Source organism: Micrococcus sp. GPGPB33 (assembly GCF_037853785.1).
GTDB classification, from domain to species: Bacteria; Actinomycetota; Actinomycetes; order Actinomycetales; family Micrococcaceae; genus Micrococcus; species Micrococcus luteus.
In genome coordinates this window covers 642867-656713 of sequence record NZ_JAQMWO010000002.1, presented here as the reverse complement: position 1 = coordinate 656713, position 13847 = coordinate 642867, and the positions used below count along the sequence as shown (strand labels likewise).

The 13847-nt window shown below is 67.5% G+C and carries 16 protein-coding genes, 1 tRNA gene, 4 pseudogenes and 1 other annotated feature; of the genes and pseudogenes, 10 read left to right on the top strand and 11 right to left on the bottom strand.

The genetic code is table 11. The features are described from left to right. Positions 1-15 precede the first annotated feature (15 nt). The 5 genes and pseudogenes from POD19_RS03145 to POD19_RS03125 all read left to right on the top strand — a co-directional run bounded on the left by POD19_RS03145 (position 16) and on the right by POD19_RS03125 (position 3581). Positions 16-279, top strand: coding sequence for a hypothetical protein (locus tag POD19_RS03145; protein ID WP_041103440.1), 264 nt, complete (start codon positions 16-18; stop codon positions 277-279). A gap of 45 nt (positions 280-324) precedes the next feature. Continuing rightward, positions 325-1265, top strand: a pseudogene (locus POD19_RS03140) (metal ABC transporter substrate-binding protein). Next, entirely contained in the window at positions 1262-2002 is a 741-nt protein-coding gene (locus POD19_RS03135; protein WP_228063070.1) for a metal ABC transporter ATP-binding protein, read from the top strand. The pseudogene POD19_RS03140 and the gene POD19_RS03135 overlap by 4 nt, the downstream one beginning before the upstream one ends. Continuing rightward, the gene (locus POD19_RS03130; protein WP_041103446.1) at positions 2002-2877 is read left to right on the top strand and encodes a metal ABC transporter permease; all 876 of its coding nucleotides are present in this window, start codon (positions 2002-2004) and stop codon (positions 2875-2877) included. Before POD19_RS03135 ends, POD19_RS03130 begins: the two co-directional genes overlap by 1 nt. Before the next feature lie 11 nt (positions 2878-2888). Next, a complete protein-coding gene (locus POD19_RS03125; RefSeq protein ID WP_080772556.1) occupies positions 2889-3581 on the top strand; it encodes a metal-dependent transcriptional regulator in 693 nt (230 codons plus the stop codon). A gap of 5 nt (positions 3582-3586) precedes the next feature. Here the strand turns inward: POD19_RS03125 and POD19_RS03120 are convergent, their stop codons facing one another. From POD19_RS03120 to POD19_RS03105, 4 genes and pseudogenes are all read right to left on the bottom strand, one after another. Further along, positions 3587-4267: a metal-dependent transcriptional regulator gene (locus tag POD19_RS03120; RefSeq protein ID WP_041103449.1), complete on the bottom strand. Its 681-nt coding sequence runs from the start codon at positions 4265-4267 to the stop codon at positions 3587-3589. Positions 4268-4485: 218 nt separating this feature from the next. Further along, positions 4486-4734: pseudogene (locus POD19_RS03115) on the bottom strand (integrase core domain-containing protein); the annotation flags it as partial. Positions 4735-4940: 206 nt separating this feature from the next. Further along, positions 4941-5873, bottom strand: coding sequence for a cation diffusion facilitator family transporter (locus POD19_RS03110; RefSeq protein WP_041103451.1), 933 nt, complete (start codon positions 5871-5873; stop codon positions 4941-4943). Beyond that, a complete protein-coding gene (locus POD19_RS03105) occupies positions 5873-6157 on the bottom strand; it encodes an ArsR/SmtB family transcription factor (RefSeq protein ID WP_230297576.1) in 285 nt (94 codons plus the stop codon). The genes POD19_RS03110 and POD19_RS03105 overlap by 1 nt, the downstream gene beginning before the upstream one ends. Between POD19_RS03105 and POD19_RS03100 the strand changes: the two genes are divergently transcribed. After that, the gene (locus POD19_RS03100; protein ID WP_340309518.1) at positions 6092-6280 is read left to right on the top strand and encodes a hypothetical protein; all 189 of its coding nucleotides are present in this window, start codon (positions 6092-6094) and stop codon (positions 6278-6280) included. The genes POD19_RS03105 and POD19_RS03100 overlap by 66 nt on opposite strands. A gap of 101 nt (positions 6281-6381) precedes the next feature. Here POD19_RS03100 and POD19_RS03095 read toward each other — a convergent pair. From POD19_RS03095 to POD19_RS03075, 5 genes and pseudogenes are all read right to left on the bottom strand, one after another. Continuing rightward, positions 6382-6597, bottom strand: a pseudogene (locus tag POD19_RS03095) (integrase core domain-containing protein); the annotation flags it as partial. A gap of 16 nt (positions 6598-6613) precedes the next feature. Next, positions 6614-7684: an IS110 family transposase gene (locus POD19_RS03090; protein WP_041103455.1), complete on the bottom strand. Its 1071-nt coding sequence runs from the start codon at positions 7682-7684 to the stop codon at positions 6614-6616. A 262-nt stretch (positions 7685-7946) separates the two neighbouring features. Next, positions 7947-8962, bottom strand: a pseudogene (locus tag POD19_RS03085) (IS3 family transposase); the annotation flags it as partial. Further along, positions 8588-8684 (bottom strand) — a sequence feature (AL1L pseudoknot). Its footprint overlaps the pseudogene before it by 97 nt. A 48-nt stretch (positions 8963-9010) precedes the next feature. Then, a complete protein-coding gene (locus POD19_RS03080; protein WP_308219442.1) occupies positions 9011-9592 on the bottom strand; it encodes an EamA family transporter in 582 nt (193 codons plus the stop codon). Positions 9593-9595: 3 nt separating this feature from the next. Then, positions 9596-9805 (bottom strand): hypothetical protein, encoded by a 210-nt coding sequence (locus tag POD19_RS03075; RefSeq protein ID WP_308219441.1) that lies wholly within the window; start codon positions 9803-9805, stop codon positions 9596-9598. On the opposite strand from POD19_RS03075, the gene POD19_RS03070 reads away from it, so the two are divergent. The 3 genes from POD19_RS03070 (at position 9806) to POD19_RS03060 (ending at position 11083) form a co-directional block, all read left to right on the top strand. Further along, positions 9806-9878 (top strand) — tRNA-Ala (locus POD19_RS03070). Between the two features lie 111 nt (positions 9879-9989). After that, the gene (locus tag POD19_RS03065) at positions 9990-10778 is read left to right on the top strand and encodes a queuosine precursor transporter (RefSeq protein WP_041103459.1); all 789 of its coding nucleotides are present in this window, start codon (positions 9990-9992) and stop codon (positions 10776-10778) included. A gap of 77 nt (positions 10779-10855) precedes the next feature. Next, a complete protein-coding gene (locus POD19_RS03060; RefSeq protein ID WP_041103461.1) occupies positions 10856-11083 on the top strand; it encodes an amphi-Trp domain-containing protein in 228 nt (75 codons plus the stop codon). A gap of 36 nt (positions 11084-11119) precedes the next feature. Here the strand turns inward: POD19_RS03060 and POD19_RS03055 are convergent, their stop codons facing one another. Both POD19_RS03055 and POD19_RS03050 read right to left on the bottom strand, forming a co-directional pair. Further along, positions 11120-11767, bottom strand: coding sequence for an MBL fold metallo-hydrolase (locus POD19_RS03055; protein WP_144819061.1), 648 nt, complete (start codon positions 11765-11767; stop codon positions 11120-11122). Between the two features lie 152 nt (positions 11768-11919). After that, complete coding sequence (locus tag POD19_RS03050) at positions 11920-13122, bottom strand: hypothetical protein (RefSeq protein WP_020624436.1); 1203 nt, start codon at positions 13120-13122, stop codon at positions 11920-11922. A gap of 185 nt (positions 13123-13307) precedes the next feature. On the opposite strand from POD19_RS03050, the gene POD19_RS03045 reads away from it, so the two are divergent. Beyond that, entirely contained in the window at positions 13308-13838 is a 531-nt protein-coding gene (locus tag POD19_RS03045) for a peptidylprolyl isomerase (RefSeq protein ID WP_010079725.1), read from the top strand. Positions 13839-13847 lie beyond the last annotated feature (9 nt).

Genomic DNA, 13847 nt, shown 5'->3' with positions numbered 1-13847 from the left:
ACTAGGATGTGTGGCATGGGACGAACGTATGTGGGCGAGCGCAGTGAGGGTGCGTGGCTGGAGGCCATCACCTTGTTTCAGTCCGTGCGCGACGCTGACCACGCCGCTGCGGCCCGCCTGTTGCGAACGTCGTCCGACCCCGAAACGGTGATGCTGAACCTCCTGCGCATGCTCGGCGTCTACCTGCGCGGAGAAGCACCCGACAAGCTCGACCACTTCATCGCCGCATCCCATCGCGCTGGCCCGCCCCCAAGCCCTCCGCTTCCACCGCTCACGTGAACTTCCACCCCGCACCTCGTCACCCGCTCAGCTAAGGAACCATCCATGCCACGAAACTCCCGCTTCTTCTCCCGCCGTTCCCTGCCGCTGCTGGCAGCGTCCGTGCTCGCGCTCTCTCTCGCCGGATGCGCAACATCCGGCGAGAACGATGCAGGAGCTGACGATGAGCGTCCCGTGGTGCTGACGACGTTCACCGTTCTCGCGGACATCGCCGAGAACGTCGCCGGTGACAACCTGAGGGTGGAGTCGATCACGAAGGTAGGGGCGGAGATCCACGGCTACGAGCCCACCCCGGAGACATCCGCAGAGCGTCGGAGGCGGATCTGATTCTCGACAACGGGATGAATCTGGAGGCGTGGTTCGCGCAGTTCGTCGACGGGTTGGATGTGCCCCACGTCGTGGTCAGCGAGGGGGTCGAGACGATCGACATCAGCGAGGATGCCTACGCGGGGATGCCGAACCCGCACGCGTGGATGAGTCCGGTGAACGTGCAGATCTACGTCGACAACATGGTCGAGGCGTTCAGCGACCTCGACCCCGACAACGCGAGCGAATACGAGGCCAACGGCGAGGCGTACAAGGCCGAGTTGCAGACGGTGCAGGATGAGCTGGTCGACGAGCTGTCGGTCCTGCCCGAGAACCAGCGGGCGTTGGTGACCTGCGAAGGTGCGTTCTCCTACCTCGCCCGGGACGCCGGGCTGACCGAGAAGTACATCTGGGCGGTCAACGCGGAGCAGCAGGCCACCCCGCAGCAGATCACCTCCGCGATCGAGTTCGTACGCGCAGGCGACGTACCCGCGGTGTTCTGCGAGTCCACCGTGTCCGACGCCCCGATGCAGCAGGTCGTCGAAGCGACCGACGCCGAGTTCGGTGGTGTGCTGTACGTCGACTCCCTGTCCGAAGCGGACGGGCCGGTCCCGACCTACCTGGAGCTGATCCGCCACGATGCGACCACCATCATCGACGCGCTGACGGCACGCAACTGATGACGACCGCGATCTCGGTACATGACGTCACGGTCCACTACGGCGAGGTCCTCGCCCTCGACCACGCCACCCTCGACATCCAGGCAGGACGCGTGTGCGGACTCGTGGGCATGAACGGATCGGGGAAGTCGACGCTGTTCAAGACGATCATGGGTTTGCTGCGTCCCGATTCCGGCACGGTCCGCGTCAACGGTGAGAACCCGACGAAGGCACGCAAGTCGGGGGCCGTCGGCTATGTGCCGCAGAGCGAGGACGTCGACTGGGCATTCCCAGTGACCGTACGCGATGTCGTCATGACCGGCCGCTACGGACACATGGGATTCACCCGCCACGCGAAGAAAGCCGACCACGACGCCGTCGACCACGCCTTGGAGCGGGTGGAGCTCACTGAGTACGCGGACCGGCAGATTGGGCAGCTCTCCGGTGGCCAGAAGAAGAGGGCGTTCGTGGCCAGGGGGATCGCCCAGGGCGCGTCGATCCTGCTGTTGGATGAGCCGTTCGCCGGGGTCGATAAACGCTCCGAGGCCACGATCACCCGGCTGCTGCGCGAACTCGCCGACGACGGGGCGACGATCCTCGTCTCCACCCACGATCTCCACGCCCTGCCCGCCCTGGCTGACGAAGCCGTGCTCCTGATGCGCCGCGTGCTCATGCACGGCGACCCTGATGAGGTACTCCGGCCCGACAACCTTGCTCTGGCCTTCGGGCTGGACGTCCTGAACCGAGGCGACAACTGATGAACCTGATCGACTTCTTCCTCGAGCCGCTCAGCTACGACTTCATGGTGCGCGCCCTCGCGACCACCCTGATCGCCTCGATCGTGTGCGCGGTGCTCTCCTGCTGGCTCGTCCTGATCGGCTGGTCGCTCATGGGCGACGCCGTCTCCCACGCCGTCCTCCCTGGGGTCGTGCTCGCCTACATCGTCGGCGCACCCTTCGCCCTCGGAGCGGTGATCTTCGGGTTCCTCGCGGTCGCCCTCATTGGCGCGGTGAGGGACACCAGTCGGGTCAAGGAGGACGCTGCGATCGGGATCGTGTTCACGACACTGTTCGCTCTGGGGCTCGTGCTGATCTCCGTGACCCCGTCGCAGACCGACCTGAACCACATCATCTTCGGCAACCTGCTCGGCGTGTCCTGGGCCGACCTCATCCAGGTCATCATCCTCGGCGCGATCACCTTCACGATCCTCGTCACCAAGCGCCGCGACTTCACCCTCTACGCCTTCGACCCCACCCACGCCCACGCCATCGGACTGAATCCGAAGATCCTCGGCGCGGCGCTCCTCGGTCTCCTCGCGCTCACCGCCGTCGTCGCCCTCCAGGCCGTTGGCGTCATCCTGGTCGTGGCGATGCTCATCATCCCGGGAGCTACCGCATACCTACTCACGGACCGGTTCGGGCGCATGCTCGTTATCGCTCCCGTGATCTCCGCAGCCTGCGCCGTCGTCGGCCTGTACTTGAGCTACTACCTCGACACCGCCTCCGGTGGCATGGTCGTCCTCGCGCAGGGAGCCGTGTTCGCGCTCGTCTACTTTTTCAGCCCCCGGCACGGTCTCATCGGAACCCGGATCATGAGCACACGCCGCAGACGGGCACTCGTTTCCGCTCAGTAGGGGTATCCCGCATGCGCGGCAAGAGCGACCGGTCAGGGACCAGAGCACGCTATCTCCGTGCCATCTGGTCCCTGACTGAGAACAGTGACGCTCCGGTTACGGTGACGGGCATTGCCCGTGCGCTGAGTTTCGTGCCGGGGAGCGTGTCCGAACAGGTGAAGCGACTCGTCGATGACGGTCTCGTCGACCACGAACGGTACAAAAGCCTTTCCCTCACTCCTACGGGACACCTCGAAGCGATGCGGGCAGTGCGGACGAACCGGATACTTCGGTGCTTCCTCCACGACGCCCTCGACCTGCCCTGGAGCGAACTCGCCGCCAATGCCGACGCATTGGAAGCCAGCAGCTCACCCCGCTTCCTCCAGCGAATCGAAGCCTCCCTCGACCAGCCCACCCACGACCCCTACGGGCAACCCATCCCCACCCCAGACGGTCACATCGAATCCCGCCGAGATGCCCGTCTGCGGGAACTCGCACGCCCGCGATGGGCTCCCGTGAGGATCACGCGCGTCGCCGACGCACCACTCGAAACACTGGTCTTCCTCGACGAGCGACACCCTCGCCCCGACACACGGTCACGCATCCAGGCCTGCACAGCGGAAAACGACATCATCAAGGTCCGCTCGGCGGAATGGCATGGCACGTTGCTCCCTGCCGGAGCAGGCGTGCTCCATGCATCACTCCACGACGAAGCTGCGCGGTGACCGCATCAACTGGCCACGACAGACACATAGAGTGCATCTGTCGCCGAACGCCCCAGTGCTACCGAGGTGTCCGATCCCGTAACTCGCGCGTCCAGCGCGTCCGAGAACGGGGCACCTTCGCCGATCTCCAGCGTTGATCCGATTACGAAACCATGCTCTTCGAAGAACTGCAGCAGCGCCGGGTCCGAGTCCGAAATACGCTCGACCACCACCCGGTGCCCCGCCCCGACTCCGGTCAACTGTGTCGCATCCGGGATCTGCACCGTCCCGTCAGCGGACGGGATCGGGTCACCATGAGGATCGCGGGTGGGGAACTCCAAGAACTCATCGATCCGGTCGATCATGAAATCCGACACCGCATGCTCAAGGTGCTCAGCCTCATCATGCACCTGATCCCACGAGTAGCCCAAGACACTGACGAGGAACGACTCGATCAACCGATGCCGACGTACCATCGCCAGCGCGTAGGAGCGCCCCGTCTCCGTCAACTCCACCGACCCGTAAGGAGCATGCTCGACAAGACCCTGCGTAGAGAGCTTACGGACAGCATCAGAGACCGACGAGAGCTTCAATCCCGTCCGCTCCGCGATCAGCGTCGGCGTCACCGGCACCGACGACCACTCCGTCAGACCCCACACAGCCTTCAAATAGTTCTGGGTGCTCGCGGACAACTCAGAGACGGACATGACCTCAGAATATCCTCGAACATGCAACTACGCCGTGGCCCCGTTTGAAAGCACGGAGGTGAGATGGCGCAAGGTCGTTCGTCGCCAGAAGCTCCGCGACCACGGCTCGGCTACCGGTCCAGCCGTGACTGGACCAGCGGAACATACGATGCATCCTTCTCGAAGCACAGCACGCGATAGCCATCGCTGACTGAAGCGCCCTGGGTTTCGTTCCGAGGTCAGGACGCAACGGGCGCTGAATCCTGGTCGTGAGTGTAGGCGGCCTCGACCTCTGCGGGAGTGCGGTAGCCGAGGGTCTCGTGGAGGCGGGTGGTGTTCCACCAGTGCACCCACCCCATGGTGGCCAGTTCGACCGCCTGCACGGACTCCCACACGCGCTTGGAGTGGATGAGTTCGGCCTTGTAGAGCCCGTTCACGGTCTCGGCCAGGGCGTTGATGCTCCTATAGTTGTCAACTCGCGATCTGACCGGTGCGAGGGTTGGTCTTCACGAGGTGGTATACCTCGCGGATCACGTACTGGGCTGTCACCGAGCGCACCATCTGGGGTAATCCCACCTTCGTCTCCTTCCGCTGAGCCCAGCGACTACCCGCGGCGCGCACCCCACCATCGAGTGGGGTGCGCGCCGTTTTGTCGCCCTCGCCTGCGGTTAGGAGGAGTGCGGATCCGTGGGCGCTAAGTGTGCAAGGGACGTTCGGATTCACCTCGATGCACCGACGGGCTCTCCAGTTGGATCGTGGCGTGCTCGAACGCGATCGGGAAGTGCGTCCTGACGCAGACATGGACCTCTTCGAGGATCCGCAGTGCGTGGGCTGATTCGAAGCACTCCTCCCCGACGACGACGTGAGCCGAGAAGATCGGCAGATTGCTCCCGATCGCTGAGGCGTGCAGGTCGTGGACGTCCTGGACGTGGTCGAGAGCGAGGATGTGCTCGCGCACCTGATCGAGATCCACTCCCTTCGGGGTGTACTCCATGAGGATCCGCAGTGTTTCGGCCATGATGCGGAACGCCCGAGGCACGATCAGCGCGGCGATGAACAAACCAGCCAGTGCATCGGCCTGTTGGAATCCGGTCAGCTGGATCACGATCGCGGCCGTGATCACGCCGAGCGAACCGAGAGCGTCATTGAGAACCTCGAGGAACGCGGCACGCATGTTGAGGCTCGAGTCCTTGCCTCCGGCCAGGATGAGGATCGCGGCGATGTTCGCGACCAGGCCGATCACACCGAAGATGAGCAGCTCTCCTGAGGGGACGTCCGGGGGGTCGGTTAGTCGCGAGATACCCTCGACGGCGGTGTAGGTGCCGACCACGATCAGGAGCGTGGCCTGGGCCAAGGCTGCCAGTACCTCGATGCGAGCGAATCCCCAGGTTCGGCTGCTGCTGGCCGGGCGCAACATCATGGTCGCCGCGATCAGCGCGACCAGCAGTCCGGAGGCGTCGACGAGGGCGTGCGCCGTGTCCGTGAGCAGGGCAAGACTTCCGGTGACGACGCTCCCGATCGCTTGCGCGAGCACGATGACGGAGGTGATGGCGAAGGCGATGGCGAGTCGCGTCCGGGCGGTGCTCGACCCGCTGCCGCCGTGCGAATGGTCGTGTCCTGAGCTCATCAGAGGTCCCCGTCCTCGAGGTTCTCGTGATCGCGGTGGTTCTTCAGGGAGAGGGTGGTCCCGGAGGTGTCGAGCAGGTCGTCCGCCACCTCGAGCAGGCCCTTTAGTCGGGGCAGATCGGCGAGGGTGAACCAGGAAGCGCGGCCTTCAGTGCGCGCGGTGACCAGACCGCAGTCGCGCAGGCACGAGAGATGCTTGCTGACGGTCGACTGGGCAAGGTGCATGTGTTCGACAAGGTCGCGAACTCGGTGCTCACCGGTCGAGAGGTGCTGGAGGAGAGCCAAGCGTGTGGGTTCGGCGAGGGCATGGAAGAGCGCGGCATGACTGTCTGCCACCTCGAACTGAGGCTCGGCCGGGATCGCATCAATCGTCATATGGCGATGATATCGCCATTTGGGGTTCCGTAAAGGGGTGGGACGGGACGAGTCGATCCTGATAGACGCGCGAAGGGGTCGCTCGTGGCACGTCGATACACTCGATGTGAAGCGCCCTGGGTTTCGTTCCGAGGTCAGGACGCAACGGGCGCTGAATCCTGGTCGTGAGTGTAGGCCGTCTCAACTTCTGCGGGAGTGCGGTAGCCGAGGGTCTCGTGGAGGCGGGTGGTGTTCCACCAGTGCACCCACCCCATGGTGGCCAGCTCCACCGCCTACACGGACTCCCAGATCCGCTTGGAGTGGATGAGTTCGGCCTTGTAGAGCCCGTTCACGCTCTCGGCCAGGGCGTTGATGCTCCTATAGTTGTCAACTCGCGATCTGACCGGTGCGAGGGTTGGTCTTCACGAGGTGGTATACCTCGCGGATCACGTACCTCTTGAGGCAGCGAATGATGTCTCGCTTGGACTTGCCCTCCGCGGTGCGTCGTGCCACGTAGGCGATCGTGGGCTCATGGAAGCGCATCCGCACGATGACTGTCCTGTAGATGGCTGCGTTCAGCTGACGGTGACCGCCATGATTGATCCGATGTTTTCCGCTGCTCATCCCTGAGCCTGTAGGCACGGGGCTGATGCCGGCGAGCTTGGCGAATGCTGCCTCGCTCTTGATCCGTTCGGGATTGTCCCCGGCCACGATGAGGATCTCCGCTGCCGTGTCCACGCCGATCCCGAACTGGTCGAGCAGGTGCGGCGCACGCGCGATCACGAGCCCCTTGATCATGGCCTCGAGCTCGAGGATCTCCTCGTTTAACGACAGCCACCGCCTGGCCAGCGACCGGAGCACATGACGATTGGCCTCCTCCGGCGTGCTCAGCGCGCGGGGGCGCAGGGAAGCGCAGCGGCGGGCGATCATCTTCTGCGTCTTCCCCTGCAGTACCTTGCGTAGATTCTCTTCGGCGTGCACGAGCATCGCCTTCAACGTGATCATCGCTGCAGAGCGGTCTTTGACCGCAGTGTCGTGAGCGACTTTGAGCTGACGGATCATTTCCACGCTCCCGTCGGCGCTCTTGGGCGTGGCGGTAGCGAAACCCGCGAGGACTGCGCGGGCCGCGTTCTCAGCGTCCAAGGTGTCGGACTTCCCGTTCAACCGACGCAGGCGTCGGTCTGGGCGCGAGACTTCCACGACCTTGTGCCCCTGGCGACGGATGTACGAGGCCAGACCAGCCCCGTAGGAGCCTGTGCCCTCGATGCCGAACGCGATGATGGTGCCGTAGTCCGCGGCCCATTCCAGTAGCTGCTGGTAACCGGCACGGTCGGTGGCGATCGTGCCGGTCGCGAGAATCCCACCGATCGAGTCCATGACGGCGGCCACGTGGATGTGCTTGTGGGTGTCCACGCCGATCACGACGTGACCGGAACGGGTGGGGGCGATCTGGCTCATGTACGAGGCTGTCCTTCGGCTACGGGTGCGGGGGCGGCACCGACGCCGGTGGGCGGACAGGACTGTCACGGGGACACGGTCACGAAAATGCTCCAGGCTCCTATCAGGTCACGCCCGGACCGGCGGCAGTGGTCGTACGTGCCCGGCCGCGGGCCCGACAGATCAACGCCAAGACACCATGTGGGTCAATCGTAGAGATGGGTCAGAGCACCACGGCCAGGACTTCCTCATCCTCGCGGAATCCGGCCCTCAGAGACTGACAGTCGTAGGAGTCGCCCACGGTGCCCACCGAAGCGCTCACCCCGGCGGTGATGAGCGCGTCTGAATATGCCAAGCTGACGTACTGGCTTCCCCGATCCGAGTGGTGGATCAGGCCCTGCCGCCCGCGGGTAGCGCCGGTGGAGACCAGCGCGTGCTCCAGGGCCAGCAGGGGCAGGCCTGCGGTGTGCAGGCTGCCCGAGACCGCCCATCCCACGACGCGCCGGGAGTACACGTCGGTGATGAACGCGACATAGCAGAACCCGGCCAGGATCCTGACGTAGGTGATGTCAGCGACCCAGAGCTGATGCGGGCCATCCGCGGTGAACTGCCGCTCCACCAAGTCAGGGCGGGTATCCGGCTCACCAGTCGGCCTCGTGGTGACCGGCGTACGTCCGCGCCGCACCCCTTCCACGCCGGCGAGCTTCATCAGTCGGGCGACCTGGTCCCGGCCGATCTCCCACCCGGCGCGGCGCATCGCGTGGTGCATCTTCCGGACCCCGTAGACGCTGTAGTTCTCCGCGTGGATCCGCTCGAGCTCCTCGATGAGGAGCTCGTCTCGTAGAGCCCTCTCGGAGGCAGGCCGTCTCTTCGCGGCCCGGTAGCCGCGAGAGGTGATGAACCCACACTCCGTCGCGCTGAGCACGCGGCAGATGGCCTCGACCCCGAATTGATCGCGGTGTTCGTCGATGAACCGGATCATCTCGTCGTGGGGCGGTCGAGTTCCGCTGCGAAAAAAGCTGAGGCTTTGCGCAGGATCTCGTTCGCGCGGCGCAGCTCGAGGTTCTCTCTGCGCAGCTTGGTGATCTCCTCGGCTTCAGCGGTGCTCAGCCCTGGAGCCTCGCCCTGATCGACGCGATCTTGCTTCCACCAGTTCCGCAGGGTGTGTGGGGAGATCCCGCCGAGGGCTTCGCCAACGGCGGTGCAGGCGACCCAGGCGGAGCACTGCTCGGCGCGGACGCGTTCTTCGATGAGCTTCAGGGCTCTTGCCTTGAACTCGGGGGTGTACTTCTGGGGCATGATCCGATCCTCCTTGAGGAAGTAGGTCGGAACGAAACCCAGGGCGCTTCACTTTCGTTGTGCGGCCGAGGGCTGGATCGCTTCGGTCGTCGGCGTGCGGCCGTGCCGGTCTGCGGTCGTGTTGGTAGGTGTGAGGGCGAGAATGAAGAGGACGGCGGCTATGATGCCGAGGCCGGTCCAGCCCACGGGGGTGAGGCGTTCGCCGACGACGGCGACGGCGAGGATCGCGGCGACGGCCGGCTCGGTGAGGGTGATCGTGGTCGCGGTGCTGGCGGGCACACGGGTGAGGCCGTAGCCGAAGAGCACATAGCCGAGGAACATCGGGACCAGGGCAATGTAGGCGGCCACCGCGAAGGCCTGCGGGGTGGCGATCAGGGGCGCTCCGGTGATGACGAGGACGGGCAGCAGCAGCGCCCCGCCCGCACCGAACACGGCGCCCATCGAGGCCGCCCGGCTGATGCCGTCGTGGATGAGGCGGTGCGCCGCCCAGGAGTACGTCGCGTAGGTGGCGCCGGCGACCAGCCCGAGCAGGACGCCGGCGAGGGTCGCGGTCGACGATGCGGCCTCCTGGTCGAGTTGGGACAGGCACAGCAGAGCGGCGCCGGTGACGCCCAGGGCGGCGGCGAGCATCCATCACCGGCTGAGGCGTCGGTGTTCCACGATCCGTTCCAGCAGCCCGGAGGCCAGGGGAGCCGAGGCGAGGGAGACGACGGAGCCGATGGCGACGCCGGCCCAGTGCATCGAGCTGTAGAACGCCAGCGGGTAGACGGCCACGGCCACGGACGACCTGCCGGAGGACGCCGACGGCGTCGAGCCGGCTCCGGAGGACTGACCGGTCCTCACGGGGGCATGGCGCAATTGGTAGCGCACCTGCTTTGCAAGCAGGGGGTTAGGGGTTCGAGTCCTCTTGCCTCCACCGAAGAAGGGCCCGGGAGTCGTGAGATTCCCGGGCCCTTTCGTCTGCCCAGGGCGGGGACGGACCCGCCCACCGTGCCCGCCGTCGTCGTGTGTGGTGTTGGATGGTCCGGTGAACACCACCATCGACACCCCGTCCCCCGACCGACCCGCCTCTGGGCAGGGCACTCCGGCCTACGCCCGGGTGCCCGCGAGCTACTACGACATCTTCGTGGGCGTCTTCATCGCCCTCCTCATCCTCTCCGGCGTCACCGCGGCCAAGCTCTTCTACGGCCCCACCGTCCCGGTCATCTCGGACCTCTTCTACGACGGCGGCCCCCTCATCTTCGACGGCGGCGCCTTCCTGTTCCCGTTCGCGTACATCGTCGGCGACATCCTCGCCGAGGTGTACGGCTGGCGCCGGGCCCGCCGCGCCATCGTCCTCGGCTTCGCCATGCTCGTGCTCGCCGCCCTCACCTACACGGTGGTCTCCTGGACCACGCCCGTCGAGGGCTTCGAGGTGTGGGACCAGGCCCTCGCGCCGATGCTGAGGATCACCGTGGCCGGCTTCGTCGCGTTCCTCGTGGGCTCCCTGCTCAACGCGTCCATCGTGGTCCGCCTCAAGGAGCGCATGAAGGAACGGCACGTGGCCTTCCGGCTCATCCTCTCCACCGTGGTCGGCCAGTTCTTCGACACCTTGATCTTCTGCACCATCGCCTTCGCCGGCACCATCTCGCTGCTGGAACTGGCGAACTACACGGTGACCGGCTTCGTCTACAAGACGTTCGTGGAGATCCTCATCGTGCCGGTGACCCTGCTCGTCATCCGCGCTCTCAAGCGCCGGGAGCCCACCTACCGGGCGCCCGGCTTCGAGATCCACCGCGACGACGATCCCGCCCTCACCCCGGCCGCGTCCCGCTGACCCGCACGGGCCCCGGCGTCGGCCGCGCCGGGGCCCGTCCGTCGCGCACGCCCCGCCCAGCGACTACCGTCGGTGCCATGGGCAAGGACCTCTTCGAGCACGAGCAGCAGCAGACCCTCAGCCGCGAGCAGGCCGCCGCACGCCTGCGCGACCTCGCCGACCAGCTCTCCCGGCAGAACGACGTGCGGATCGAGCACGGCGGCCGCGACGTCGTCGTCACCGTCCCGGACCGCGTGGGCCTCGAGGTGGAGCTCGAGGTCGAGGACGGCGGCGACGCCGAGCTGGAGATCACCCTCAGCTGGTGACCGGCCCCGGGCCGGCCGCCGTCGCCTTCCCGTGCCTCAGAACGTCCAGGGCTCCCCGGGGGCCAGGCGCCGGTAGTCGGTCACGCCCTCGGCGAGGCCCGAGAGCACCCGATCCACCACGCCCTTGCCGTCCTCGCTGAGGATGCCGTCGTGGATGGGGCGGGTGTGCGTCGCCGCGATGGCCCGCATCTGGTCCACCACGTCCGCGATGCGCAGCCACGGCGCGGCGGCGGGCAGCAGGAGCACCTCGACGTCGGCGTCCGGCACCGTGAACGAGTCGCCGGGGTGCAGCACGGCCCCGTCCACGAGGTAGGACACGTTGACCGGGCGCGGCACCTCGGCGTGGATCACCGCGTGCTCCCCGCCGAGCACCTCCACCCGGAAGCCGGCGGCCTCGAACGTCTCTCCGGGGACGGCCGTGTGCACGCGCCCGGCGGCGAGCCCCGCCTCCGCCAGCGGCCCCGTGAGGTCCCGTGGCGCCCAGACGTGCGCCTCCGTGCCGGCCAGCGCCCGGGCCAGCTGCTCGGGGACCACGTGGTCCGGGTGGCCGTGCGTCACGAGGACGGCGTCCGCGCCGTCCAGGACCGCCGCGTCGCTGAACGCGCCGGGGTCGAACGCGAGGCGCCGGCCGGCCTTCTCGAGGCGGACGGCCGAGTGGCCGAAGAGGGTCAGGGTCGTGCTCATGCAGATCACTCCTCCGCCCGGCGTCGGGATCCCGGGCGCTCCCAGCCTCCCGCGTGCTCCCGGCGGTGGACAAGGCCCGCGCCCCCTCGGTCCTGCCGAGGATGCGCGGGCCGGGTGCCGTCCGCTGCGCGCTCAGGGCGCGGGGGAGCGGGTCAGCGCTGCTGCCCGGGCTGGACGCCCAGCACCTTGGCGTTGGCGGCGGCCACCGGGTCCGGGGCGGCGGTGTCCACGCGCACGCCCTCGCCCGCCGCGGCCGAGCCGGCCTCGGCCACGACCTTCTGCTGCTGGGCGTAGGGGTTGTTCGCCTCCACCACCGGGATGTTCGCGGTGATCGGGCCCGGGACCGGGGCGGTCCACGGATCCTGCACCGGCTTGGTCAGGCGCCACAGGGCGTAGCCGGCGCCGGCGGCGGCGGCCGCCATGCCCGCGACGATCCAGGCGCGGCCACCCGAGCGGGAGGTCCGGCGACCGGCGGCACGGTTCAGGTCCTTCTCGGCCGCGCCGGCGTACTGCTCGGCACCCTTGCGCAGGCGCTGCACGATCGCCTTGTCCCCGGTGAGCCTGATCAGGGCCTGCTCCAGGGCGTCCGGGACCTCGACGTCGTGGGCGGTCTTGCGGGCGTGCGCGGCACCGTCGGCCAGGCGGGCGGCGGCCACGGGGAGGACCTCCTCCTTGCGGCGCTGGGCGTAGTCGCCGGCGTCGGCCAGGCGGGCCTGCACCTGCGGGCCCACCTTCCCGCCCTGCTCCTGCAGCGCGGACAGACCCGTGGCGAGGAGGCCGGCGAGGGTCAGGCCGCCCGCGGCGGCGGCGTCCTTGGCCTGGCCAGCGCGGTCGCTGAACAGGGCGGCGGACCGCTGCGCGTCCTTACGGGCGCCCTTGGCGGCCTGGCGGCCGTCCCGGCGCAGCTGCTTGGCCTTGCGGCCCCCACGATGGCGGCCCTTCTTCGCGGCCTTCTCAGCGTCCTTGCGCGCCGCGGCGAACTGCTGCTGCACCTCGTGGCCGGCGTCCTGCGCCTGGGCCTGCAGGTGCTCGAGGAAGTCCTGGACGGTGTCCACGCCCTTGGCGACGGCGGGGGCCAGCAGCCCGTACTGGTGCGCGACGGCCTCGCCGGCCTTGCGCGCCCCACGCTCGACCACGGGGCCGTACTCCTGCTTGGCGTCCTGGGCCTTGCGGCGGCCCTCCTCGGCCGCGGCGGAGCCGCCGATCAGCCCGTAGGCCGCGGCCACCTCGCTCCAGGCGCGGGTGGACTCCACCTTCGGGGCGGCCCAGTGGCGCAGGTTCTCCGCCTGGCGTGCGACGAACGCGTTCGCGCCGCCGTCGTGCTGGATCTCGTCGTGCAGGGTCGTGCGAGCCATGTGATGCCTCCCGTGGGTTCTGGATGGTCGTTGAACGCGGTGGTCCTCGAGGCCCAGCCTAGTGGCCGACCCCCGCCGTGGCACGGGTCCCGGCACGCCGGGAGTGCGTACGCCGATCGCGGAAGACCCGCCCCCGGACGGCGGGATCCGGACGGCCCGCCGCCGCGGATGGAACAATGGGGCGCATGGCGAACAAGACGCACACCGCGACCATCCACACGAACCACGGCGACATCGTCGTCGAGCTGTTCGGCAACCACGCCCCGAAGACCGTGAAGAACTTCGTGGGTCTCGCCACCGGCGAGCAGGAGTGGACCCACCCGCAGACCGGTGAGAAGAACAACGGCGCCCCGCTGTACTCCGGCACCGTGTTCCACCGCATCATCAAGGACTTCATGATCCAGGGCGGCGACCCGCTCGGCATGGGCATCGGCGGCCCCGGCTACCAGTTCGGCGACGAGATCCACCCCGAGCTGCAGTTCGACCGTCCCTACCTGCTGGCCATGGCCAACGCCGGCCCCGGCACCAACGGCTCGCAGTTCTTCATCACCTCCGTGCCCACCGGCTGGCTCAACGGCAAGCACACCATCTTCGGCGAGGTGAAGGACGAGGCCTCCCAGAAGGTCGTGGACGAGCTCAACGCCGTCGCCACCGATCCCCGTGACCGCCCGCTCGAGGACGTCGTCATCGAGTCCATCGACATCGACGAGGCCTGAGCAGCCCCT

What these genes read in the sequence shown, in the direction of transcription:
- POD19_RS03125 (WP_080772556.1), top strand. Translation starts at nt 2,889, where the DNA reads ATGCGCGGCAAGAGCGACCGGTCAGGGACCAGAGCACGCTATCTCCGT.
- POD19_RS03110 (WP_041103451.1), bottom strand. Translation starts at nt 5,873, where the DNA reads ATGAGCTCAGGACACGACCATTCGCACGGCGGCAGCGGGTCGAGCACC.
- POD19_RS03090 (WP_041103455.1), bottom strand. Translation starts at nt 7,684, where the DNA reads ATGAGCCAGATCGCCCCCACCCGTTCCGGTCACGTCGTGATCGGCGTG.
- POD19_RS03130 (WP_041103446.1), top strand. Translation starts at nt 2,002, where the DNA reads ATGAACCTGATCGACTTCTTCCTCGAGCCGCTCAGCTACGACTTCATG.
- POD19_RS03080 (WP_308219442.1), bottom strand. Translation starts at nt 9,592, where the DNA reads ATGCTCGCCGCCGCCCTGGGCGTCACCGGCGCCGCTCTGCTGTGCCTG.
- POD19_RS03120 (WP_041103449.1), bottom strand. Translation starts at nt 4,267, where the DNA reads ATGTCCGTCTCTGAGTTGTCCGCGAGCACCCAGAACTATTTGAAGGCT.
- POD19_RS03055 (WP_144819061.1), bottom strand. Translation starts at nt 11,767, where the DNA reads ATGAGCACGACCCTGACCCTCTTCGGCCACTCGGCCGTCCGCCTCGAG.
- POD19_RS03145 (WP_041103440.1), top strand. Translation starts at nt 16, where the DNA reads ATGGGACGAACGTATGTGGGCGAGCGCAGTGAGGGTGCGTGGCTGGAG.
- POD19_RS03050 (WP_020624436.1), bottom strand. Translation starts at nt 13,122, where the DNA reads ATGGCTCGCACGACCCTGCACGACGAGATCCAGCACGACGGCGGCGCG.
- POD19_RS03060 (WP_041103461.1), top strand. Translation starts at nt 10,856, where the DNA reads ATGGGCAAGGACCTCTTCGAGCACGAGCAGCAGCAGACCCTCAGCCGC.
- POD19_RS03045 (WP_010079725.1), top strand. Translation starts at nt 13,308, where the DNA reads ATGGCGAACAAGACGCACACCGCGACCATCCACACGAACCACGGCGAC.